This is a genomic window from Pectobacterium odoriferum (genome assembly GCF_009931295.1).
Lineage (GTDB): Bacteria > Pseudomonadota > Gammaproteobacteria > Enterobacterales > Enterobacteriaceae > Pectobacterium > Pectobacterium odoriferum.
This window is the reverse complement of record NZ_CP034938.1, coordinates 3,199,846-3,223,939: the sequence shown is the minus strand read 5'-3', so window position 1 is coordinate 3,223,939 and position 24,094 is coordinate 3,199,846. Positions and strand designations below refer to the sequence as shown.

Sequence of the window (24,094 nt, the reverse complement as noted above, 5' to 3'; positions counted from 1 at the left end):
GCCGGAACGATGATGAAACCGCATCTGATTGTGATTGGTAACGGGATGGCGAGTGCGCGATTCGTCGATGTACTGCGCCAACTGGCCGCCACGCGCTTCCGAATCACCGTAATTGGTGATGAACCGCGTGCCAGCTATAACCGTATCCTGCTGTCGCCAGTATTAAGCGGCGAGAAAGCGTTTACGGATACGCTGCTGACGCCAGCGACGCTCGACGACGATGCGGCGCTGCCGGTGAACACTCTGCTGGGTGAGCGGGTCATGCATATCGATCGCCAGCAGCGCGAGGTGACAACGACGCAACGGCAGTTGCATTACGATCATCTGGTGTTGGCGACCGGATCCACGCCGTTTATGCCGCCGATGCCCGGTATCGATCTGGCGGGCGTGTGCGGCTTCCGCACGCTGGATGATGTCGAACTGATGTTAACAACGATTGGTCAGTCCGTCCCTGCGGTGGTGATTGGCGGTGGCCTACTCGGCATTGAAGCCGCCGCGGCGCTGCAACTGCGCGGTGCCGACGTCACGTTGCTGCATCGCGTCCCGGTTCTCATGGAGCGTCAACTGGACGCCACGGCGAGTGACCTGCTGTGCGACAGCCTGCGAGAACGCGGCATTGCCTGCGAGACGGATGTGCAGGTGGTGGCGCTGCATGGAGATGAACGCGGGGTGACGGCGGTCGCACTGGCCGATGGCCGCACGATTCCGGCAGGTCTGGTGGTGGTGACGGCGGGCGTGATTCCTGCCAGCCAACTGGCGCGGGAATGCGGCTTGCCCTGCAACCGTGGCGTGCTGGTGGATGGACAACTGCAAACCGCCGACCCGTATATCAGCGCGATCGGCGAATGCTGCGAACTCAATGGCGAAACCTTCGGGCTGGTTGCCCCGTGTTTCGCCCATGCCACGCTGGTGGCACAGCGCCTTGCCGGACATGCACCGAAAGACTATCAGCGTGAGCAGGCGGCAACGCGACTGAAGGTCACCGGTATTGGCGTGGTCAGCGGCGGCGATATTAACGTTACACCGGATGATGAGGTGTACACCCTTTTTGATCCGCAGACGCAGCACTATCGTCGTCTGCTCGTTCGCGACGGTCGGCTGAGTGGTGTCCTGCTGTATGGCGACACTGACGACAGCCAGCGCCTGCTGGCCGCGATGGATAGTGCGACAGAAGGCGAGATGATTCCGCCTGCCTCGCTGCTTTTCGGCCTTTCTTCCCCTGATTCTGACCCACAGCCTGAAGCTGTAAGGATTCCTGTCATGAGCAAACCTATTTTGGTGGTCGTCGGCCACGGTATGGTCGGCCACTATTTTCTTGAACAGCTGGTTGAACGCGACCTGCATCAGCATTACCACATTGTCGTATTCGGTGAAGAACGCCATGAAGCCTATGACCGCGTTCACCTCTCCGAGTATTTTTCCGGCCGCAGCGCCGCTTCTTTGTCACTGGTAAAAGACGGCTTTTTTGCCGAGAGCGGCATTGAGCTGCGCAGCGCCAGTGAGATCGTGGCTATCGATCGTGAGCGTCAATGCGTGTGTGATGCGCAGGGCAGAGAAACCGCCTACGACAAGTTGGTGCTGGCGACGGGCTCTTATGCGTTTGTTCCGCCGATTCCCGGCAATACGCGCCCCGGCTGTCTGGTGTATCGCACGCTGGACGATCTGGATGCGATTGCAGCACAGGCTAAAAAGGGCAAGTCTGGCGTGGTGATTGGTGGCGGCTTGCTGGGGCTGGAAGCCGCAAACGCCTTGCGTCAACTGGGGCTGGACACGCATGTGGTGGAGTTTGCTCCGCGTCTGATGGCGGTACAGCTGGATGACGGCGGTGCCACCATGCTGCGCCGCAAGATTGAAGCGCTGGGCGTACAGATTCATCTCAGCAAAGAAACGCGGGAAATCACCGACGGTGAGCAGGCGCTACATCGCCTCTGCTTTGCCGACGGCAGCGTGCTGGAAACCGATCTGGTGCTGTTTTCCGCCGGGATTCGCCCACGCGACAAACTGGCGGATAGCTGCGATTTAGAGAAAGGGCCGCGTGGCGGTATCGTGATTGATGACCACTGCCAGACTTCCGATGACGCGATTTTCGCCATCGGCGAGTGTGCGCTGTGGAAAGGGCAAATTTTCGGGCTGGTGGCACCGGGCTACCAGATGGCTCGCAGCGTGGCGGATACGCTGGCGCAGCGCGATACGCCATTTACCGGCGCGGACATGAGCACCAAGCTGAAATTGCTGGGCGTAGAAGTCGCCTCGATTGGCGATGCACATGGGCGCACGGCGGGAAGCCAAAGCTACCAGTGGACGGATGGCCCGAACGAAGTCTACAAAAAAATTGTCGTCTCTGCCGACGGCAAGCGTTTACTGGGGGCGGTACTGATTGGCGACAGCAGCGATTACAGCACGCTGCTGCAAATGATGCTCAACGACATGCCGTTGCCTAAACAGCCGGAAGGGCTGATTTTGCCCGCGCGTTCCGGTGATGCGCCGAAAGGATTGGGCGTGGCAGCGTTACCCGCTAGTGCACAGATTTGCTCCTGCCATAACGTCAGCAAAGGCGATATCTCGGCGGCGGTGGCAGGCGGCTGCGGTGAACTGGGCGCCCTGAAAACCTGCACCAAGGCGGGGACGGGCTGCGGTGGCTGTGTGCCGTTGCTTAAGCAGGTGATGGAGTACGAACTGACGCAGTTGGGCGTTGAAGTGAAGAAGGATATTTGTGAGCACTTCGCTTATGCGCGTCAGGAGCTGTATCACCTGATTCGCGTGCATGAGATCCGCTCGTTCGACAGCCTCCTTGAGCGTTACGGCCATGGTTTGGGCTGCGAAGTGTGTAAGCCGCTGGTGGGCTCTATGCTGGCCTCCTGCTGGAATGACTACCTGCTGCAACCGCAGCATCTGCCGTTGCAGGATACCAACGATCGTTTCTTTGCCAACATCCAAAAAGACGGCACCTATTCCGTTGTGCCGCGCGTTCCGGCGGGGGAGATCACGCCAGAAGGCCTGATCGCTATCGGGCAGGTTGCGCAGCGCTATAACCTGTACACCAAGATCACCGGCGGCCAGCGGGTGGATTTATTCGGCGCTCGCTTAGAACAGCTTCCAGCGATCTGGCGTGAGCTGATCGATGCTGGATTTGAAACCGGCCATGCCTACGGTAAATCGCTGCGTACCGTGAAATCCTGCGTGGGCTCGACTTGGTGCCGCTACGGCGTACAGGATTCCACCGGGTTAGCGATCCAACTGGAGCACCGTTACAAGGGGCTGCGCTCGCCGCATAAAGTCAAAATGGCCGTTTCTGGCTGTACCCGCGAATGTGCGGAGGCACAAAGCAAAGACATCGGCGTGATTGCCACCGATAAAGGCTGGAATCTGTACGTGTGCGGCAATGGCGGCATGAAACCGCGTCATGCGGATCTCTTCGCCAGCGATCTGGATACGGAAACCCTGCTGCGCACCATCGATCGGGTATTGATGTTTTATATCCGCACCGGCGATCGCCTCCAGCGCACCAGCACCTGGATGGATAATCTGGAGGGTGGTATCGACTATCTGCGTCAGGTGATTCTGGAAGACAGCCTGAATATCGGTGAAGAGTTAGATAAAGAGATGCAGCGCGTGGTGGATGCCTACCAGTGCGAATGGCAAACCACGCTGGAAAGCCCGGAACGTCTGGCGCTGTTCCGCGGCTTCCTGAACAGCGATAGCCCGGATGAAGCGGTGGTGATGGTGCCTGAGCGTGGGCAGATCCGTCCGGCACAGGATCATGAGAAAGCGGTATCGCCAGAACCCGCTGTGCTGAAACCCGCCGCGCATGAAGCAGAGTGGGTACAGGTGGCGACGCTGGGCGATATTCCGCGTCATGCTGGCATGGCGGCGCGCCTCGGACAGCAGCAAATCGCGCTGTTCCACCTGCCGGGCAGCGAGCAGCAGGTGTACGCGTTAGAAAACCATGAGCCGGGCAGCGGGGCGAACGTGCTGTCGCGTGGGCTACTGGGTGACGTGGCGGGGGAACCGGTGGTGATTTCTCCGCTGTACAAAAAACGCTTCAAGCTGCGAGACGGTGTGAGCCCGGATGACAGCGCGCTGTACGTGCGTGCCTGGCCGGTGCGCGTGGAAGACGACGAGATTTGGGTATGCCGTCAACCGCTGGCCGTGCCTGAAGGCGTCGTTCTGGCAGACACCGCCATGGCGAAAGCATCATGAACGCGCGCGTCTGTCGGACAACCTGCCCCTATTGTGGCGTCGGCTGTGGCGTGCTGGCAGAACACGATGGGCAAGGTGGGGTAAAGATCAGCGGCGATCCCGCACACCCGGCGAATTTTGGTCGGTTGTGCGTCAAAGGCTCCGCGCTGGGAGAGACGCTGGATTTGAAAGGCCGGCTCTTGTGGCCGTTAGTGGAAGGGCGTCGCGTTAGCTGGGATCAGGCGCTCGATACGGTAGCTGAACGGCTGCTGGCGACCATGCAGCAGCACGGCCCGCAGTCGGTCGCGTTTTATGGGTCAGGTCAGCTGTTGACGGAAGATTACTACGTCGCCAACAAACTGATGAAAGGCTTCATTGGCGTCGCCAATATGGATACCAACTCGCGGCTGTGCATGGCGTCTGCGGTGATTGGCTATAAGCGCGGACTAGGGGCGGATGCCGTTCCCTGTAGTTATGAAGATATCGAACTGGCGGATGTGGTGGTGCTGGTCGGTTCTAATACCGCCTGGGCACATCCGGTGGTGTATCAGCGGCTGGTGCAGGCGAAACAGCAGCGGCCACAGATGCCGGTGGTGGTGATCGATCCTCGACGTACCGCAACCTGCGATATTGCCGATCTGCATTTGCCGCTGCAACCCGGCAGCGATGCGGGGCTGTTCAATGGCCTGCTGCATTGGCTTGCACAGGGTTCGCGCATCGATGTCGCTGAATTGGCCGAGCGCTTTTCCGGCGTGGAAGAGGCATTACAGTCAGCGCAGGCATGGTCGGTGGCGCAGGTCGCGGAGTTCTGTCGGTTAGATGAAGCCGATATCGAGTGTTTCTATCGCCTGTTCAGCACCCGCGATAAAGTGGTCACGCTCTATTCGCAGGGCATAAATCAATCGTCCTCGGGCAGTGATAAATGCAACGCCATCATTAATGCGCATCTGCTGAGCGGTAAAATTGGCGTGTCGGGTTCTGGCCCCTTTTCGATAACCGGACAGCCAAATGCGATGGGTGGACGGGAAGTCGGCGGGTTAGCTAATCAGCTTGCCAGCCACATGGGTTTTACGCCACAGGACATCGAGCGCGTAGGGCGCTTCTGGCAGAGCGATAATGTGGCGACGCAGCCCGGTCTGAATGCAGTGGAACTGTTTCGCGCGGTTGAACGCGGCGATATTAAAGCGGTGTGGATCATGGGCACTAATCCGGTGGTGTCGATGCCAGACGCTGACCGGGTGAAACAGGCGCTGGAACGCTGCCCGCTGGTGATCGTTTCCGAGGTGATGCGTTACACCGATACTGCAGAAACCGCTGATATCTTACTGCCCGCGCTGGGCTGGGGAGAAAAAGACGGCACGGTAACCAATTCCGAACGCCGGGTGTCTCGTCAGCGTGCCTTTCTACCTGCGCCGGGGGAAGCCAAAGCCGACTGGTGGATACTGAGTCAGGTAGCGCAGCGTATGGGTTTTGCTGAGGCATTTACTTATCAGCACCCAGCGGAGATTTTTCGTGAACATGCGGCGTTGTCTGGGTTTGAGAATAATGGCAGCCGGGCGTTTGATATCAGCGGGCTGGCGACGCTCAGCAATCAGCAGTGGCAGCAATTGGAACCGATACAGTGGCCGGTGAATGCGGCATCTCCACACGGACGCGCCCGACTGGGTGACGATGGTCGATTCTGGCATCCCGATGGTAAAGCGCGTCTGGTGGCCGTAACACCGTCGCTGCCACAAAGCCCGTGGAGCGAGGCGTATCCGCTGATACTGAACACTGGGCGTATTCGCGATCAGTGGCACACCATGACGCGTACCGGCAAAGCGGCTCGGCTGATGCGTCATATCAGCGAACCCTACTGCGAGCTGCACCCACAGGATGCGCAGACACATGATATTCAGGCGGGCGATCTGGTGCGTCTGTCGTCGGTGCACGGCTGGATGCTGGCGCGAGCACGACTCGACGCTGGGCAGGCGCGCGGCAGCGTGTTTGTACCGATGCACTGGAATCAGCAGTTCAGCGCTCAGGCGCGGGCTGACAGTTTAGTCGCACCGATTACCGATCCCTATTCCGGTCAGCCGGAAAGTAAGCACAGCCGGGTGCGTATCCAACCCTGGCATGCCGCATGGCAGGCAACGCTGTTTTTTGCCGACGAGCTGCCAACTGCATCATTAACGTTACCCGCAGAGCATGACGTTCTGCCGCCGCCCACAACCTACTGGAGTAAGATCCCTCATGAAGGCGTGACGCAGTATCTGTTTGCCGATCGTGTACCAGTAGACGATTGGCAGGCATGGCTGACTGAACATTATGGGTTGGAAAATATGCAGTGTCAGGTTGCGCAGGGCAACGGCGTATTTCACCTGATTGGCTGGCGCGATGGCCGCGTGGTGTTGGCCTGCTATGTGAGTGCACAGGCGCTGCGTATCGACAGCGATGCGGTGCGTCAGGCGTTTGCCACCCCACCGCAGCTACCGCACGAACGCCATGCGCTGCTGGCGGGTCAGGCTCCACAAGGACAGGTGAAGCAGGGAGCCACGATTTGCAGTTGCTATAGCGTTGGCGAAGCGATCATCGTCGGTGCGATTCGTAAGGGGTGTCACAGCGTGGAAGCGTTAGGCGGTACGCTGAAATGCGGTACCAACTGCGGTTCCTGTATCCCCGAACTGAAGGCGTTATTGAGTCAGCATGTGCCGATAACGGTCAATGAATTGAAAAAAGCAGGTTGAGCGCCACGGCGTAATGAGGTGTGACATGATGACAACACAATCAATATTGGCGAAGGGCCAGCGGCGTCAGCCCGTACTCGGCGGTGAAATCTGGTTAGTGGGCGCAGGGCCGGGCGATGCAGAACTGCTGACGCTGAAGGCGCTGCGGGCAATCCAGCAGGCGGATGTGGTGGTCTACGATCGGCTGGTGTCGGCGGAGATTATGGATTTGGTGCCGGAGCAGGCGCTGTGTATCGATGTCGGAAAAACGCGCGGCTGCCACCGTTTGTCGCAGGAGAAAATCAATCAGCTGTTGGTTGAACTGGCGCAGGCTGGGCAACGGGTGATTCGTCTCAAGGGTGGCGACCCCTTTATTTTTGGTCGCGGCGGCGAAGAGATGGACTATGCCCAGCAGGCCGGGATTGTTTGTCATGTGGTGCCCGGTATTACTGCCGCGACAGGCTGTGCGGCAGCAGTGGGGCTACCGCTGACGCATCGTGCCTGTGCGCAGTCGGTACGCTTTGTGACCGGCCATTCGCGCGATGGCGAACCGCAATTGGACTGGCCGACGCTGGCGGACAGTCAGCAAACGCTGGTGTTCTATATGGGGCTGAGCCACAGCTCTCGGCTGTGCCAGCGCCTGATCGAACACGGCTTGTCAGCGCAGATGCCCGTTGCGATTATCGAACGCGGCACCCAGCCAGATCAGCGGCTATTGACCGCGACGCTGGCAACCTTACCCGCACTGTTGGCTCGCTATCAGCCACAGTCGCCGAGCCTGTTGGTGGTGGGTGACGTTGTTCGCTTCTGCCGTCATCCGGCGCTGCATGGTGATGCAGCCCCTGCACGTTTGATGATGGAAAAGCATGCAGCCGCCTGACGGCAACAGATTCCTTTCGATGATTAGCGCCTCGTTTTGCATGTGAAGTACTTTTTAACGTGAAAGAACGTGTTTTTCTTCGAGGCGCTTTCCACTTTCTCCGCTGTCTTCTGTTTTGTTATCGCATCCCCGTTACCCTCCCTACTGAATTTTCAGTCATGGTCTACAGGGAAGGGGACGAGATGCCATCGCATGATGCGATCTTCAAACAGTTTCTCAGCGATATCGCGGTCGCACGGGATTTTCTGACTATTCATCTGCCGGATGACATTCGCGAGCGATGTGATTTCAGCACGTTGCAGCTGGAGTCCGCGTCATTTATTGATGAAAAGCTGCGCGCGCGGATATCGGACGTGCTGTACTCGCTGCGTACTACCGCAGGTAAAGGATATATTTACTGTGTGATTGAACACCAAAGCCGCCCGGAAAAGCAGATGGCTTTCCGGCTGCTGCGCTATTGTCTGGCTGCTATGCAGCAGCATCTGGATCAGGGACACGATCGCTTACCGCTGGTGGTGCCGCTGCTGTTTTATCATGGCAGAGCGCGTCCTTATCCCTATAGCCTTCGCTGGCTGGACAGTTTCACCGATCCCGAACTGGCAAAAGCGCTGTATGAACAGCCTTTTCCACTGGTGGATTTAACCGCTATTTCGGATGATGAGATTCGCACGCACCGACGCATGGCGTTACTGGAACTGGTACAGAAGCATATTCGTACCCGTGATATGCTGGAGCTGGCGCGTGAGATTGGGTTACTATTTGAACGCTGGTCGGTGCCGCTGACGCAGCGTCGTGCGCTGTTATTTTATATTGCACAAACGGGAAGCACATCCAAACCCGCAGATTTTATTGACGCACTGGCTGCACCGCTATCAACCGGTCAGGAGGACATTATGACGATTGCAGAACAATTGAAAAAAATGGGATTCGAGGAAGGCATCCAACGCGGTATTCAGCAAGGATTAGCACAAGGGAGAGAACAAGGATTGGAGCAGGGCATTGAACAAGGGATGAAAAACAGTGCCAGGCAAATTGCCCGTAATTTATTGCTAACGGGGATGGATAAGAACAGCGTGCAGCAGGTCACTCAGCTTGAGGAAGAAGAGCTGGAGCAGTTGGTCACGGCTATTCTGCATGACACACAGCATTGATACCGTCCTAAACGATATTGCACTAAACAATACCGCACTAAACAATACCGCACTAAACAATACCGCACTAAAGACTGAGCGTTGCTGATGCCTTTACAAGAAAAGGTCAGTCAGGCAACGCTCACGTCTTTCGTTAACGGCGCTTTTAGCCTTTGCGTACTCGTGCCGTCAGCCCTTTCAGGAAGTAGCGGATCACCTGATCGCCGCAGGTGCGATAGTTTTTATGGTCAGGTGCGCGCATCATCGCGGTGACTTCCGGCACTGAAATACGAAAATTTTGTGCCAGCAAGATCGCCTGAATATCATCCGTTTTTAGTGAAAACGCGACACGCAGCTTTTTTAGAATAATATTGTTGGTCATCTTGCGCTCAAACTGCGGCGCAGGCTGGTTTTCATCTTGACCGCGTTTTTGCAGAATCAGCCCATTCAGGAAATAACTCATCACGATATCCGGGCAAGGCTGATAGCCTTCCTCTCCCTCTTTTTTGACGTAGCTCGCCAACTGCTGGGGAGGGACGGTCATCTCCACCAGCGCCAGGATCTTCAGCAGGTGGTCATTATTGAAATTCAGCATATAGCGCACGCTGCGCAGGACATCGTTGTTCATCATTACGGAGGGGGTCTCGCCGTTCGTCTTCGTACAAAACGCACAGTATAAAGGGAACGGCGGAGAAATGCAGAAACGATCGTGGAATTAGTGAAACGTCTTCCGTCCGGTAAAGTGCCCAACCCAGCCTTCTGGATTGGTAAAAATACGGATCGCGACAAAATCAGGGAATTCGCCGCAGTCAAACCAGTGCGGCGTGTTGGCGGGAACGCGTAAGAGATCGCCGGCCTCACAGGTAAGCTGGAAAACCTGCTCGCCAATCGGCACAAAGAAGCTTCCGCTGCCGCGCACGAAGAAGCGCACTTCATCTTCACTATGGGTGTGTTCCTGAAGAAACTTTTCCCGCAGCGCCAGTCTCTCGGCATGATCTGGCGTCAGGCTGATCACGTCGGCAGAGGTGTAGCCTTCCTGCTGTTTGAGACGTTCAATATCGGCACGGTACTGCGTCAAAATGGTTTCGCTGCTGGCGTCGAGCGGAGGTGCGTCGGTCTGCCAATGCTCTAACTGGATCCCAGCGCTGGCGAGCAGGGAAGCGATGTCATTAAACGTGGTGATCTGCTGGACGGGCTGTGTGATCTGCGGACGGTGGTAAATCGATAACGTTGTCATGTCTGCTTTCCCTTAGGTATAGAAGAACCTTAACCATTAACTTTATAGGGATAAAAAACAAGATGCTTTTTTTATAACTTATTCCTGCAAATTCAATAGGTAATAATCATTACATCTGTGTATCAATGCTATTTCTATTTAATCACTAGCCATTATCATTTTTGTTATTTCGATTTAACTTTTCCCGTTGCTAATCTCTTTCACTGCTAATAATTTTATAAAAACTGGGATAAAAATGATGAAGACTCGCTTTTCTCGTCTGGCTGCGTGCGTGCTGGCTGCGGGGGTAATGACCTCTGTTCAGGCGGCTGATGAGACACTGTCATTGAAGGGAAAAACCATTGGTGTCGCCGTCGTGGGGACACAGCATTTTTGGGATCGTGAGGCCTATAAAGGGGCGACCGAAGAAATTGAGAAACTCGGTGGACAGGTCGTGGGCGTGGATGGCGGGCGTGATAATCAGGTTCATGCCAATAACCACGATATCCTGCTGGCACGTAAGGTGGATGCGGTGATCAGTATTCTTGGTGACAGCGCGGTAGAACCGAAATTTAAAGCGCTGCGTGACGCGAAAATTCCGGTTTTTACCGTCGATCACGTTTCGTCTTACTCCATTAATAACACGACGTCGGATAACTACGCGATCGGTTCGACGATCGGGCGCTACACGGCGGATGCGCTGGGCGGAAAAGGCAATATTGCGGTGTTTAACGCCTTCTCCAACGCGCTGCGCATCTGTGGTATCCGCTATGATTTGTGGAAATACGTCCTACAAGATTATCCGGGTATCAAAATCATTCAGCCTGAGCTGGCTGAGCAATATTCCAACTCGCCGGAAGATGCGCGTAAGAAAACCCTTGAGCTGCTGAGCCAGCATCCGAAAGGCACGCTGGATGCGATCCATGTTGCCTGCTGGGATCAACCTGCCATCGGCGTGGTGCAGGCATTGGAAGAAACTGGGCGTGACAAGGATGTGAAGGTTACGGCGATTGATGCCGGGCCAGAAACGCTGGAAATTATGGCGGAGAAAGGCAGCCCGTTTGTTGCCAACGTTGCACAGCAGCCGCGTCTGATTGGCACCACATCGGCGAAAAATGTCGCCCGCTACTTCGCCGGCGCCACGCTACTGCCGCAGACATTTGTGCCGGTGTTGCCCGTCAAGGGAGAGGCGGAAGCCAAAGCGGTCTATAAACAGCTTGGCTATGGCGAACTGAAATAACGCTATGGTGGGATATCACTCAACCCCGTCGCCATCCGGCGGCGGTCTGGCAATGACGCACATCAGTAAGCAGTTCTCGGGGATTTCCGCGCTGGACAACGTATCACTAACGGTTCGGCCGGGAGAAATTCTCGGCCTGATTGGGGAAAATGGCGCGGGGAAATCAACTTTAATCAAGGTGCTGGCTGGGGTCTATGCTGCGGACAGTGGCGAGATTGCTATCGATGGACAGCGGCTGACCGCCGTGACACCCGCGGTTATTCACGCGCACGGCATTCGTTTTATCCATCAGGAACTGCATCTGATTCCCCATTTTACCGTGGCGGAGTCGGTGTTTCTCGGGCAGGAACTTGTGAGCCGCTGGCGAGGCGTCGATCGTCGGGTAATGCGGTGTGAAACCGAACAGTTTTTTCAACACACGTTCAATTTATCGATAGATGCCAACCAGCTCATTCGGGATTTAAGTTTGGCGCAACGTAAACTGGTACAGATTGCGCGGGCACTGATTGACGGCAAGGCGCGGCTGGTGGTGTTTGATGAACCGACCGCACCGTTGGAGGCGCGTGAAGCCGCGCAGTTGCTGCATACGCTCCAGACGTTGAAACAGCGCGGCATCGCTATTATCTATGTTTCCCACTATCTCAATGAAATTGCGGATATTTGCGATCGCGTCACCGTGTTACGCAATGGTAAGGGCGTGACGACGCTGGACGATCCTGAGACGAAGGATATCGATGGAATGATTCGTCTGATGGTGGGACGAGAGATCGCCAGCCTGTTTGACGGAAAACGAAAGACAGAGAAAACTGAGACGCCTTTGCTACAGGTTGAACAACTCACGGATCGACAACATTTTCAGCCGATAAGTTTTCAGGTGGCGGCGGGAGAAATCGTCGGCATTGCAGGACTGTTAGGCTCGGGGCGTGAGGCGCTGATTGATGCGCTCTATGGTATTTCGCCTGCCCGTGAGGGGCATATTGCGATCAATGGTCAGACGCTGCGTCCGCGTTCTCCGGTACAGGCCATCGCACAGAAAATGGCGCTGGTGCCGCGCGATCGTCGTCATGACGGGCTGATTTTACCGCTATCGGTGGCGGACAATATCAATCTGGCTTCTTTACCTGCGGTAGCCTGGCGCGGTTGGCTGCGGCGTAAGCAAGCGGTAGCACAGGCGAATCATCTGGCGCAGACGCTGGATATCCGGCCGCGCGATGTCAGCGTTCCTGTGCGCAATTTAAGCGGCGGCAACCAGCAGAAGGTGATACTGGCGCGCTGGCTAAAGACCGATACCCAGCTGTTTATTCTGGATGAACCGACGCTGGGCGTCGATATTGGCGCGAAAGCCGAAATTTATCAGCTTACCCAGCAGCTCGCGGCAGAAGGGCGGGCCGTTATTGTCTCTTCCAGCGATGACGGCGAACTCCTGGGGCTTTGCGATCGCATTCTGGTGATGTGGCGCGGTGAACTCATCGCCGATGTGCCGACGGAACACCTCTCGCTGGATAGCCTGCTGGCGTTGACCAGCAGCGGCCGAATGCAGGAGGCGATATGACTCGTGCCCTACAATTCATCCGCTCGGCGCCATGTTTAGCCCGACTTTTCAATCATATTCCCTTACTGCTGTTTGCGGCGCTGCTGTTGTTCCTCTGCCTGAGTGCACCTTATTTTCTCAGTTGGCAAAATATCACCATTATTTTGCGGCAAAGCGCGCCGCTGGCGATCCTGTGCTTCGGGTTGGTCTGCGTCATTACGGGCGGCGGTGATGATGTTGTCTCCGGCGGTATCGATCTCTCACTGCCCGCGATTGCGGTACTTGCCGTAGCGATAATCAGCGACGGTTTGACGAACGCGGATATCAGCTATTTGTGGTTGATTGTGTGCGTAGCGGGGGCCGCGCTAGTGGCGGGCGCGGTGAATGCGGCTCTGGTGGTGGCGGTTCGGCTACCGCCGCTGTTGGCGACATTAGCCTGTTCCGTAGCCGTTATTGGACTCACCAATTTGCTGACCCAGCAGCGACGCATCAGCGTGAGCGATCCGATGATTGTGGCATTTCGTGATAGCACTTTGCTGGGTTTGCCGCTAGCGGTCTGGTTTATGCTGCTGGTCTTCCTCTTGTTTCAGTTTATCGTTCACCATAGCCGCTGGGGTCAGCATTTGCAGGCCGCCGGTGGAAACCGTGAAGCGGCGCAGCTGTCGGGTATTTCCCACATGCCATTGGTTATCGGTTCGTATCTGTTAGGTGCGCTGGCGGCGGCACTGGCCTCGCTGACGCTGGTGGCACAAGGATCGGGCAGTTCTCCCGGCACGGCAGAACCGCTGTTACTGGAGATGGTACTGGCGACGTTTCTTGGCGCGGCGTTCTCTCGCCGTCGGGTGGTCACCATCTGGGGCGCATTGCTGGGCACGCTGCTGGTGAACGCGCTGTCGAACGGTCTGGCGCTGCTGCGAGTCGATATCTTCTGGGTTGGCGCGATTAAGGGCGTACTGATTCTGGTGGTGCTCGCCGCCGCCTCGCTACGCAGGCAAAGGAGTCACGCGTGAAAAGTTCTTCTTTGGCGGCGCAACCTGCGTTGCTGGGCGGCAGACTGGGGCTGTCGTTCTTTATCCGCTATGGTTTTCTGGTCATTCTGCTGGCTTTTCTGGTGTTTTTCTCGCTGCAAAACCCGATATTTTTGACGTTAGGCAACTGGGGGAATCTGCTGCAAGGTAGCGCAGTGCTGTTGATTGTGGCGTTGGCCATGACGCTGGTGGTGACGGCCGGTGGGATCGATCTGTCGGTGGGCGTTGCACTGGACTTTGGCGCTGCCTTCGCGCTGGTGGCACTCAAAGTCTATGGTCTGCCATGGCAGGCTGCGGTATTGGCCGCGTTGGCGGGTGGTGCGCTGGTGGGGTTGGTTAACGCGGTGCTGATTATTCATTGCCGGATTAAGCCATTCTTGGCAACGCTGGGAACCTGGTTTATCGGCAGCAGTATTGAGCGAATCTATACCGAGGGCGGCGGGCCGATCGCTTACCGTCGGATGGCACCGCAGTACCACGAGCTGGCTGTAGGTGACCTGTGGGGTATTCCGGTGCCGATCGTGATTGTCGCGGTGCTGTGGTTTGCCTATTACCTGTTATTTGAACGAACGATTGTGGGTAAACGTATCCATGCGATGGGGTTGAATGCGCCAGCGGCGCTGATTGCGGGCGTTAACGTACGACGCACGATGTTCTGGCTGCTGATTGTTACGTCGGTGACGTGCGCCATCGGCGGCGTCGTGTTATCCGCCAATCTGCGTCAGTTTACGCCGCTGGCCGGACAGGCTTACCTGATGGACGCGATTGCCGCCGTTTTTATCGGTACCGCGTTTCATGCGCAGGGACGGCCCAACGTGACGGGGACGCTAATCGGCGTGTTATTTCTCGGCATGATCGCCAACGGTTTGAACCTGATGGGGCTGAACTTCATCGTAAAAGATGCGCTGAGCGGCGTGATTTTGGTGCTGGCGCTGGCGCTCTCTTTCCTGCAAGGGCGGCTGCGTCAGCGGCAATAAATGTTCAAACATGAATAAAAAGCAGAACACGAATAAAAAACAGAGGGTGAAGGAGTCAGCGTGAGTCAATTTGATGCAGTTTTTGTTGGGTTAACCATTCTGGATGTCGCCGGTCGGCCAGTGACCGGTTTGCCTGAAGGCGGCGGCGTCCACTTTATTGACGAGATCCGCCTTAATCCCGCCGGAACGGCCAGCGGTGCGGCGATGAACGCCGCCAAACTAGGTATCCGCACGGCGACGGCGGCCTGCCTCGGTGAGGATGAAAAAGCCGATTTTATTTTGGCGGCCTATCGCAAGCTAGGCATCGACTGTTCGCTCGTACAGCGAACGACGGCGGCGTCGACCTCGGCGACGATTCTGACCATTCGCCCAGACGGCGAGCGTCCGGCGCTACACTATCGCGGGGCGTCAGATCACCTGTTCATCGACGATCAGGATTTTGACGCCGTGTGCAATGCGCGTTTCTTACACCACGGCGGTACAGGGCTGCTGGCGAAAATGGATCAGGGGCAGAGCGCGCGTCTGCTTCGCCACGCCAAATCCAAAGGGTTGACGACCAGTTTCGACCTGATTGCACCGAATGCAGAGACGCTGTCGCTGCTGACACCGCTGCTGCCGGATGTAGACTACTTTATGCCGTCGCTGGAAGAGGCTGCGTTTATCTCCGGCCTGACTAAGCCGACAGAGATTGCGGCTTTCTTTCTCGATCGCGGTGTTGGCACCTGTATTTTCAAAGCGGGCGCGGCAGGATCTTACGTGTTCAGCGAGGATGTCACGCTGCGCATTCCCGCCTATCGCGTGACGGTATCGGATACCACGGGCTGCGGCGACAGCTACTGCGGCGGCTTTATTGCTGGTCTGGCGAAAGGCTGGGATCTGGAACAGGCCTGCCAGCTCGGTTCGGCGGTGTCAGGGCTGGTGGCTACCGGGCTGGGCTCCGATGCGGGCGTGATTGACTGGGAACAGACGCTGCGGTTTATGGCAGAAGCGCCTACCTATTATACTCGTCATACTTCAAGCTGCATGTGCGTTGGCTGCATTCAGTCACCCGAATCACTTACTTGAGTAAGCTCATCGGGACTCCTTCTCTTGCCGCCTTCCTGCAACTCGAATTATTTAGAGTAAAGATCAGTGTTGAGTCTATTTCCATTCGTAAAGCAGCGGTTCGCCGCGAATGAACCGCTGTAGGTCGGCGGCGATCATCGCGGTGTGTTTCACCAGAGTTTCGCGTGTTGCGCCAGCAATGTGCGGTGTGAGTACCACGTTATCAAATTCGGTAATAAACGGGTGATGACGCCAGAGCGGCTCGCTGTCATAAACGTCAAGTGCGGCACCTGCCAGCCACTTTTCGCGTAGCGCCGTGATCAGATCGGCTTCGACAACGACGGCGGCACGCGAGGTGTTGATCAGATAGGCGTTGGGACGCATGGTTCTGAGCCTGTCGAGGTTGACGAGCCCTTTGGTCTGCGGCGTGCTGTTCAGGTGCAGGCTGACGAAATCGGACTGCGAAAACAGCTCGTCCAGCGTGGTTTTACGAATGCCCGGTTCGTCGATCTCTTCGGCGGCAACGTACGGATCTGCAATCAGCAGTTGCATACCGAAGGCGCGAGCCAGTTTCCCGACCCGATGACCAATGCTGCCATAGCCGATGATGCCGAGCGTCTTATTACGCAGTTCGCCGCCTTTGAACACTTCATACGGGCTGTGCTTGTCTACGTCCCACACCACATCCTGACGTAATCCGGCCTGCGTCTGTGTTGCGGTATGGGTTTCGCGCGTGAACTCCCCGCGTTTGAGCGCGCTATGGGCCTGAGGGATGTGGCGTGTGGCATTCAGCATCAGCGCCAGCGTTAATTCTGCTGCGGCATCGGCATTGCGTCCGGGGGTGTAAAGGACCGGAATTCCCCGGCGGCGTGCGGCCTCAATATCGATGTTTACCGGGTTGGCGCGGGTACAGGCGATGAGCCGCAGGTGAGGGCAAGCCTCAATGACGCGGGCGGTAATATCGTCATAGCTGGTGACGATAACGTCGGCGTTCTCCGCCAGATGAATCAGCGCCGCTTCGCTCAGTTTGGGCTGACCGATAGCCCAGCCGTCTACTACCAACTCCCCTAGCGCCTGAAAGGCATCAAGGCTGCCGCCATATTCGGCGGTAAATACGATTTTCATGAAGCAATACTTTCCTGTGAGATAGGAACCGTGTGCGAGTGTGCTGTGCTCTGATGGTCTAACGCACTAAGCGCCTGAGCCCGTGCCTGCCAGAGCGGCTGTAGCTGGTCGCGCAGTTGGCGAAAAACCGGAAACAGTGTCTGATACTGCCTATGGGCGTCGGCGTCGGGGAGAAACGTCGACGCCTGCGCGTTGGCAGCGGGAACGATGTTGGTGCTTTCTCCGACGGACAGGGCGGCAAGGCGCGCAGCACCGCATGCGCTGAGCTCTTTGACCGAACTGGCGATCACCCGCCGTCCGGTGCAGTCCGCGATGATTTGCAGCCAAGTCGCTGAAGCGGCTCCGCCACCAGCGATGTAGAGATCGCCGTGAGCAGGGTAGCCGCTGAGCGAATCGGTAATCGCGTAGGCGAGCCCCTCAAAGACCGCGCGCAGTAAATGCGCGTTAGTCGTGGATTGTTCGATACCAAAAAATCCCGCCCGTGCCGATGTGCTGTAAAACGGTGCGCGTTCACCATTAAGGTAAGGCTGATAGAAGACGCCGCCGCTGCCGGGTGGCACGCGAGAAATACGCGCGTTGATCGTCTGAAAATCGGCCTCGTCAGCCAATGTGCTCAACGCCCAGTCGATATTCGGCGTGCCGGACTGCATGGCGAACAGGTTGAGATAGTGGCCCGGCCAGGCGTGTGCGACAAACCGGGTTTGCAGGCTCACCTGCGTTAAGCCACGGCACACAATGCCGGTGCAGCAGGTGGTGCCGAGAATGGTGAAAATGTCGCCGTCGTGAATAGCGCCGATACCCAGTGCCGCGGCAGATACATCCAGTGCGCCTGCACAGACGGGGATTCCCGTGGGCAACCCCGTCTGTGCGGCGACGGCGTCGCTCAGCGTTCCGGCTATGTCATCGGGATAAAGTAACGGTGGGAAAAGCGACCTAATCGCGTGTAAGTCCAATTTATCCAGCACGGTTTTTGACAGCGTTTCGCTATGCAGATCCAGTAACGACGTCCCCGCATCCGTCAGCTCCAGACTCGCCTGTCCCGTCAGTCGAAAACGAACCCAGTCTTTGGCAAAAAAGAAGTAATCGGCCTCGTTTAGCGCATCCGGTTGATGCTGTGCCAGCCAGCGTAACTGCTGCGCGCTGTTACAAGGGAGCAGGGGAGAACCGGTTTCCGGAAAGAGCGTCGCTTCCAGATTCGGGCGCTGTTTAAGCTGATGAACCTGTTCCGCTGTGCGGGTATCGCTCCAGAGAATGGCCTGCCGAATGGGTTGCCCGTGGCGATCGCTCAACCAGACGCCTTCACCTTGTCCGGCCAGACCGATGGCGCGCACGCGACCCTGTTGTAGCCGCGGTGAAGCAGCCAGCGTTTTCAGGGTAGAGAGCACACCGTCCCACACATGAGACATATCTTGCTCAGCGTAGCCGGGCAGCGGAGAGTAGGTGACGGTGTTGGCTGACGCAATCAGTAGTTCATTGAACTCGGCATCGAATAGTACCGATTTGACCTTTGAGGTCCCGATATCAATGCCAATGTAGTAGTCCATCCACGCCGCCTCATAAAACCTGTATCAGCATCAGAGTAATGGAAAAATGGCGGTCGCTATATTCATAGAAATGCAAAGCAAAGCATCAATGCTGGAATAGCGGAGAGGTTGGAATCACGGAGGCGGTGCAATGGCGGAAAGGCCGCCATTGCTGCGAAAAGTTACTCGGCGGGTTGAGACAGAATGGCGTCGAGCAGGCCGGGAAAGCGCTGTTGCATGTCGCTGCGGCGCAGTCGGTTGATGTGCGTAGTGCCGATGTTGGTGGTATGCAGCAGGCCCGAGTCACGCAAGACGCGAAAATGGTGCGACACGCTGGATTTCGGGCGACCGCCGTCAAGCTCGCTGCATGTGGCTTCTCCTTGCACGGCCAGACAGCGGACGATTTCCATGCGCAGGGGATCGCTCAAGGCGTACAGGACGCGCTCAAGGGTAAACTCATCGGGGGTAGGGTGCTTAAAAGGTCTCATGGGCGAATTATAGCGTCAGAGTTGTCTAAAATCTATTATTCGAATAATATCGAAATATCGAAGTAACCAGACAAGGTAGGAAATTATGTCCGCACTGTTTCAACCCTTTAAGCTGAAAGACATTACGTTACGCAACCGCATCGCTGTTCCACCGATGTGTACCTATTCCGCGAATGATGGTCTGATCAACGAGTGGCATCAGGTGCATTATGCCTCGCTGGCGCGCGGCGGTGCCGGGTTGGTTATCGTGGAAGCGACGGCTGTTGCACCTGAAGGTCGCATCACACCGCACTGCACGGGTATCTGGAACGATGAGCAGGCGCAGGCGTTTGCCAAGGTTGCTAAATCCATTAAGGATGCAGGCTCCGTGCCGGGAATTCAGATTGCGCATGCTGGACGCAAAGCCAGCGCCAATATTCCCTGGGAAGGCGACGATCATATTCCTGCTGGTGACTCACGCGGCTGGCAGACCATTGCCCCTTCCGCAGAAGCTTTCGGCGCAAACCTGTCCAAACAGCCGCAGGAAATGACGCTGGAAGATATCGCCCGCGTTCGTGATGATTTTGTCGCTGCGGCTCGCCGCGCGCTGGAAGCCGGGTTTGAATGGCTGGAACTGCATTTTGCTCACGGCTATCTGGCACAGAGCTTCTTCTCCGCTCATTCCAACAAGCGTAACGATCAGTACGGCGGCAGTTTTGACAACCGCAGCCGTTTTCTGCTGGAAACGCTGGCTGCCGTTCGCGACGTGTGGCCACAACACCTGCCGCTGACCGCCCGTTTTGGCGTGATTGAATTTGACGGTCGTGATGAAGAAACCTTGCAGGAATCCATTGAACTGACGCGCCGCTTTAAAGCCGCAGGGCTGGATATGCTGAGCGTCAGCATTGGTTTTTCTACGCCGGCAGCGAATGTGCCGTGGGCACCTGCCTTTATGGGGCCGATTGCTAAACAGGTACGCGAGCAGGCCGATCTTCCTGTCTCTTCCGCATGGGGCTTCGGCACGCCGGAACTGGCTGAACAGGCTGTCGCATCGGGTCAGTTGGATCTGGTGATGGTAGGCAAAGCGCATTTGGCGAACCCGCACTGGAGCTATCAGGCTGCACGCGAACTGGGCATCGAACGCGCCTCGTGGACGTTGCCAGCGCCTTACGCCCACTGGCTGGAACGTTATTAATCCCTGATAAATATCTTTGTGAAAGTTAGATGCATTCCAATACAAAGAACAGTAGGGTTTCGTGCGTGATAAGCCGCGGAATATCTCTGTGGCATTGATGCCACGCCCGACTTAGGGCGCCCAATCGCCGGCGCCCTAAGAACCCAGACTTTTGGCGGGAATTATGCCGCTAACGCGGTTCCTTCGATGTTCATACCCGCCCTACGGACCGTCAGGGGTGTGCACCAGATGTATTAGATCTGAGCTGACACCTTCGTTTCTCTGAATCATTCCTAATCCGACAGACTGCTTTGCCAGAAGTGGACGTTCTCATATCGCGGTCTATTGATTTAGGGGAGGGGAGCTCGCTCTCCCACACGGATTGCACGCGTCACTTTCTGAAAAATGTTTTCAGGCTGACGCTTGACTGGGTAGAACGATCGTTCTACCATTAATTCATGAACAAAAAGCCGAACGATACCCGAGAAAAAATCCTGTCGACCGCTGAGCAACTTATCTATCAGAACGGCATTCATGCCACAGGCATGCACCTTCTGGTCAAGACCTCTGGCGTCGCAAGGAAAAGTATTTATCGCTATTTCGCGACCAAGGATGACGTGGCAGCCGCCGCGTTGAATGCGCGTGATGCCCGCTGGATGCACTGGTTCAGAACTGAATGTGATAAAGGCACTACCCCTCAGGAGCGCATCCTGAATATGTTCACTGTACTCAAAGGCTGGTTTGAGTCAGATGGCTTTCGTGGTTGTGCCTTTATTAACACGGCTGGAGAAGTCGGTGACCCTGCCGATCCCGTGCGCCAGATCGCGAAGCTTCATAAACAAAAATTGCTGGATTACACGCTTGAACTCACCGGGCAATTACATATCGAGCAACCGTCAACCCTAGCCAGACAGTTACTGATTCTGATGGAGGGCGCTATCACCATGTCACACGTGATGGGCGATTACAGCGCGGCCGATAGCGCAAGAGAAGTGGCGCAGCTGCTGTTGAAACAGGCCTCTCACTAAGGCCTGAGTTTCAAAAAAACCGTTCTACTGATATATACCCCAAATAATTCGAGTTGCGGGAAGGCGGCAAGAGAGTGAATCCCGATGAGCTTACTCAGGTAAGTGATTCGGGTGAGTGAACGCAGCCAACGCACATGCAGCTTGAAGTATTACGGGGATATCCAAATTTTCTGGAGGCTCTACCATGTCCGATAAACAGATTCGCCCGCCACTTCCTCCTTTTACTCGCGAAACGGCGATTGAGAAGGTGCGACTCGCTGAAGATGGCTGGAACAGCCGAGATGCCGAAAAGGTATCGCTGGCCTACACGCTGGACACCAAATGGCGTAATCGTGCCGAGTTTGCAACCAATCGTGAAGAAGCCAAAGGTTTCCTCACGCGGAAGTGGAAAAAAGAACTTGAGTATCGTCTGATTAAAGAGTTATGGGCGTTTACTGACAATCGCATCGCCGTTCGGTACGCCTATGAATGGCATGATGACTCGGGTAACTGGTTCCGCTCTTATGGCAATGAAAACTGGGAATTTGAAGCCGATGGACTGATGCATCGCCGCTTCGCCTGTATAAACGACATGCCTATTAAAGAGAGTGAACGCAAGTTCCACTGGCCATTGGGTCGCCGTCCGGATGATCATCCAGGTCTGTCGGAACTGGGCCTTTAACTTTCTCAATTTTTTTCCGATAAGCCCCCGACGACTGCCTCAGCCGGGGGCTTTTTCTCAACCTAAAAATGACGACATCAATTTATCGTACTCATGATGCCATTCGGATGAGGTTATTTTCGCTACACTTTTGACCGGCAGTAGCATGATTCAAGTTTGTCGAGGAACGTGAATAAAACCTTGTTCATTTCACTGTAATCATGAGCCCGCAGTTCTTCTGGGGTATTGATGAAACGATATGCTGCGGCCTGGCTTAAATCCTTCTCTGAGTGTGCAATTAATAATTCGACGACGTCCGGTGTGAGTTCCATATGGCATTGAAAGCCGTAAACCAGTTCGGAATAAGCAATTATCTGGCGTGGGCATCCTTCGCTGTAGGCGATAATTTTAGCCTCAGGCGTCAGGCCCGGCATATCGTTATGCCAGTGACCTACGTTGAGCCGACTTCCGAAGTGAGAAAACATCTCGTTTTGGGTGCCCTTATCCGTCAGGAAAATCGGAAACACGCCTATCTCTTTTTCCGGACTGTGAGCAAACGGGGCATCCAGCGCTTCGCCAATCAGTTGAGAGCCCAGACAGACACCAATGATGGCTTTACCAAAACTTACTGCAGAGGCAATCAGCGCTTGCTCAGCTTTTGAATCGAAATGGGCGCATTGATCTACGGTGAAGGCAGGATCCTGTGGACCGCCCATCACGATCAATAAGTCGATGTCCCGAACATCTTGTGGAAGTTTTTCACCCGCATAAACACGGGAAAACGTTATCTCATGACCACGACTCGTGGCCCAGGTTTCATAAGCGCCGGGCGCTTCGAAACTTTCATGCACAATAAAATGTACTCGCATTGGCGTATGCTCCTGTAATGCTTGTCACAACCTTAATTCAGTACGCGTTACCCCGCCCAAAATTATCAGCCGGGCAGCGTTAGCGGAATCATGGTAAACAAAGGGATTAAATCTGAGATGTCAGTCTGCATAGATAAAGCGCCAAGACACGATGAGGCGATTGGTTGGTCAGGGACTGCCATATCTTATCAACGTGGAGAGGTCGATCCCCCGCATTACCATCTTGAAGGGCAACTCTTGTTTGCCACCAAGGGGGTTATGCTTGTGGAAACCGCAGACAGGCGATGGGTTATCCCTCCTCAGCGTGCGCTGTGGATCCCACCGTTTATGACTCACTCTTACAGCCTTCTGTCCCATACAGAATTACGTGCTATCTACGTCAGCAGCAGCCTTATTGCGGAGTGCTCAAATTTTACGAAGAACAGCCAGGTTCATGTCATTAACGCGACAGCGCTGTTGAAAGCGTTAATAGCGGGTCTGTTTATTGATGAATACAACGGTGCGGCTAAGCGAAAAATGGCGCTTTTGCTACTGGAAATTCTTAGTGAAGCGCCATCTGTGACTGCGGAACTCCCTATGCCGCGTGATGAACGTTTATTTCGTGCAGCAAGAGAGCTGATGTTCAGCCATCGGTGGGAGGCGACCTTAATTGACATGGCGGATATTGCTACTATGTCGGAACGTACTTTCTCCCGTCATTTTTTACGTGACACAGGTTTCAGCTTCAGAATGTGGAAACAGAGAGCCAGAATATATACATCATTAGACCTTCTATCTAATGGTGTATCCGTTAAACAGATCGCTTATCAACTCGGCTTTTCCTGTCCTGCCGCGTTTTCTGCTGCATTTCGTTCAGTGATGGGTACAACCCCAAGCGAGTTCTAATCTGGCTTTGACGGTTTCTGCTTAATAAATTTACTCACTGGAGCACAAATGTTCGCCTTTGCTCAGAGTGGCTCTTAACCCTTTCAGGAACGATATGAACTTTTTCGGACGTTAACTTTCTCGCCAGTAAGTTTTTCAACAACTTCAATTGCGTCTGGATCGCCATGCCAGGCCATACAACTTAAACAATCGCCGCCACAATCAAGATTTAGCGTTTCTGGCTCTTTGCTCATTGGCTGGCCACAGGCCAGGCAATGGTCGATTTTCACTGGAAGTGACTTCATTTTGAGGTTTCAGATTAAATATGTCTCATGTTGTCTAACATACCACTGTAAGGTCTGTTCCTGGCTCATAACTGCCTCATGTGGGAGAAGGCAGTTTCGTGTCAGATGCGGACAGTCGGCTCTGACTTTAATGTTACTTATTGCCTTAAGTGAAAGTGATATTTAATGT

The 24,094-nt window shown here is 55.5% G+C and carries 19 protein-coding genes and 1 pseudogene; 13 read left to right on the top strand and 7 right to left on the bottom strand.

Translation table 11 applies throughout. From position 1 onward, the window contains the following. The first annotated feature begins 12 nt into the window (after window positions 1-12). The 4 genes from nirB to EO763_RS14450 all read left to right on the top strand — a co-directional run bounded on the left by nirB (window position 13) and on the right by EO763_RS14450 (window position 8,915). Window positions 13-4,200: a nitrite reductase large subunit NirB gene (nirB, locus tag EO763_RS14465; protein ID WP_161530407.1), complete on the top strand. Its 4,188-nt coding sequence runs from the start codon at window positions 13-15 to the stop codon at window positions 4,198-4,200. After that, complete coding sequence (locus EO763_RS14460; protein WP_161529374.1) at window positions 4,197-6,905, top strand: nitrate reductase; 2,709 nt, start codon at window positions 4,197-4,199, stop codon at window positions 6,903-6,905. The genes nirB and EO763_RS14460 overlap by 4 nt, the downstream gene beginning before the upstream one ends. 25 nt (window positions 6,906-6,930) lie before the next feature. Beyond that, window positions 6,931-7,764, top strand: a complete 834-nt coding sequence (cobA, locus tag EO763_RS14455) for a uroporphyrinogen-III C-methyltransferase (protein ID WP_161529373.1) — start codon at window positions 6,931-6,933, stop codon at window positions 7,762-7,764. A gap of 158 nt (window positions 7,765-7,922) precedes the next feature. Continuing rightward, window positions 7,923-8,915 (top strand): Rpn family recombination-promoting nuclease/putative transposase, encoded by a 993-nt coding sequence (locus EO763_RS14450; protein WP_425281347.1) that lies wholly within the window; start codon window positions 7,923-7,925, stop codon window positions 8,913-8,915. 145 nt (window positions 8,916-9,060) lie between these two features. Here the strand turns inward: EO763_RS14450 and EO763_RS14445 are convergent, their stop codons facing one another. Next, on the bottom strand, window positions 9,061-9,525 hold the full coding sequence (locus tag EO763_RS14445) for a YehS family protein (RefSeq protein ID WP_039360165.1): 465 nt from the start codon (window positions 9,523-9,525) through the stop codon (window positions 9,061-9,063). 84 nt (window positions 9,526-9,609) lie between these two features. After that, a complete protein-coding gene (locus tag EO763_RS14440; RefSeq protein ID WP_161529371.1) occupies window positions 9,610-10,131 on the bottom strand; it encodes a 1,2-dihydroxy-3-keto-5-methylthiopentene dioxygenase in 522 nt (173 codons plus the stop codon). A gap of 238 nt (window positions 10,132-10,369) precedes the next feature. Between EO763_RS14440 and EO763_RS14435 the strand changes: the two genes are divergently transcribed. The 5 genes and pseudogenes from EO763_RS14435 to EO763_RS14415 all read left to right on the top strand — a co-directional run. Next, a complete protein-coding gene (locus tag EO763_RS14435; RefSeq protein ID WP_039506145.1) occupies window positions 10,370-11,350 on the top strand; it encodes a sugar ABC transporter substrate-binding protein in 981 nt (326 codons plus the stop codon). A gap of 4 nt (window positions 11,351-11,354) precedes the next feature. Next, window positions 11,355-12,902, top strand: a complete 1,548-nt coding sequence (locus tag EO763_RS14430) for a sugar ABC transporter ATP-binding protein (protein ID WP_161529370.1) — start codon at window positions 11,355-11,357, stop codon at window positions 12,900-12,902. Further along, window positions 12,899-13,891: an ABC transporter permease gene (locus EO763_RS14425; RefSeq protein WP_161529369.1), complete on the top strand. Its 993-nt coding sequence runs from the start codon at window positions 12,899-12,901 to the stop codon at window positions 13,889-13,891. Before EO763_RS14430 ends, EO763_RS14425 begins: the two co-directional genes overlap by 4 nt. Next, on the top strand, window positions 13,888-14,886 hold the full coding sequence (locus EO763_RS14420) for an ABC transporter permease (protein ID WP_161529368.1): 999 nt from the start codon (window positions 13,888-13,890) through the stop codon (window positions 14,884-14,886). The genes EO763_RS14425 and EO763_RS14420 overlap by 4 nt, the downstream gene beginning before the upstream one ends. Before the next feature lie 60 nt (window positions 14,887-14,946). Next, window positions 14,947-15,870 (top strand): annotated as a pseudogene (locus tag EO763_RS14415) (carbohydrate kinase family protein); the annotation flags it as partial. Between the two features lie 156 nt (window positions 15,871-16,026). Here the strand turns inward: EO763_RS14415 and EO763_RS14410 are convergent. From EO763_RS14410 to EO763_RS14400, 3 genes are all read right to left on the bottom strand, one after another. Then, the gene (locus EO763_RS14410; protein WP_161529367.1) at window positions 16,027-17,055 is read right to left on the bottom strand and encodes a 2-hydroxyacid dehydrogenase; all 1,029 of its coding nucleotides are present in this window, start codon (window positions 17,053-17,055) and stop codon (window positions 16,027-16,029) included. Continuing rightward, window positions 17,052-18,599 (bottom strand): FGGY-family carbohydrate kinase, encoded by a 1,548-nt coding sequence (locus EO763_RS14405; RefSeq protein ID WP_161529366.1) that lies wholly within the window; start codon window positions 18,597-18,599, stop codon window positions 17,052-17,054. Before EO763_RS14405 ends, EO763_RS14410 begins: the two co-directional genes overlap by 4 nt. A gap of 161 nt (window positions 18,600-18,760) precedes the next feature. Next, the gene (locus EO763_RS14400; protein WP_029368079.1) at window positions 18,761-19,066 is read right to left on the bottom strand and encodes an ArsR/SmtB family transcription factor; all 306 of its coding nucleotides are present in this window, start codon (window positions 19,064-19,066) and stop codon (window positions 18,761-18,763) included. Between the two features lie 85 nt (window positions 19,067-19,151). Between EO763_RS14400 and EO763_RS14395 the strand changes: the two genes are divergently transcribed. The 3 genes from EO763_RS14395 (at window position 19,152) to EO763_RS14385 (ending at window position 21,908) form a co-directional block, all read left to right on the top strand. After that, window positions 19,152-20,240 carry an NADH:flavin oxidoreductase/NADH oxidase gene (locus EO763_RS14395; RefSeq protein ID WP_039506133.1) on the top strand — a complete coding sequence of 363 codons (1,089 nt, stop codon included), beginning with the start codon at window positions 19,152-19,154 and terminating at the stop codon, window positions 20,238-20,240. Window positions 20,241-20,677: 437 nt separating this feature from the next. Then, window positions 20,678-21,247 (top strand): TetR/AcrR family transcriptional regulator, encoded by a 570-nt coding sequence (locus EO763_RS14390; protein ID WP_161529365.1) that lies wholly within the window; start codon window positions 20,678-20,680, stop codon window positions 21,245-21,247. Between the two features lie 184 nt (window positions 21,248-21,431). Next, window positions 21,432-21,908, top strand: coding sequence for a nuclear transport factor 2 family protein (locus EO763_RS14385; RefSeq protein ID WP_014915971.1), 477 nt, complete (start codon window positions 21,432-21,434; stop codon window positions 21,906-21,908). Window positions 21,909-22,030: 122 nt separating this feature from the next. Here EO763_RS14385 and EO763_RS14380 read toward each other — a convergent pair whose 3' ends face one another. Then, window positions 22,031-22,756 carry a type 1 glutamine amidotransferase gene (locus EO763_RS14380; protein WP_161529364.1) on the bottom strand — a complete coding sequence of 242 codons (726 nt, stop codon included), beginning with the start codon at window positions 22,754-22,756 and terminating at the stop codon, window positions 22,031-22,033. 90 nt (window positions 22,757-22,846) lie between these two features. Here EO763_RS14380 and EO763_RS14375 point away from each other — a divergent pair, with 90 nt between their 5' ends. Then, window positions 22,847-23,641, top strand: coding sequence for an AraC family transcriptional regulator (locus EO763_RS14375; protein WP_208851959.1), 795 nt, complete (start codon window positions 22,847-22,849; stop codon window positions 23,639-23,641). Window positions 23,642-23,724: 83 nt separating this feature from the next. Here the strand turns inward: EO763_RS14375 and EO763_RS14370 are convergent, their stop codons facing one another. Then, window positions 23,725-23,925, bottom strand: a complete 201-nt coding sequence (locus EO763_RS14370; RefSeq protein WP_161529363.1) for a hypothetical protein — start codon at window positions 23,923-23,925, stop codon at window positions 23,725-23,727. Window positions 23,926-24,094: the final 169 nt, after the last annotated feature.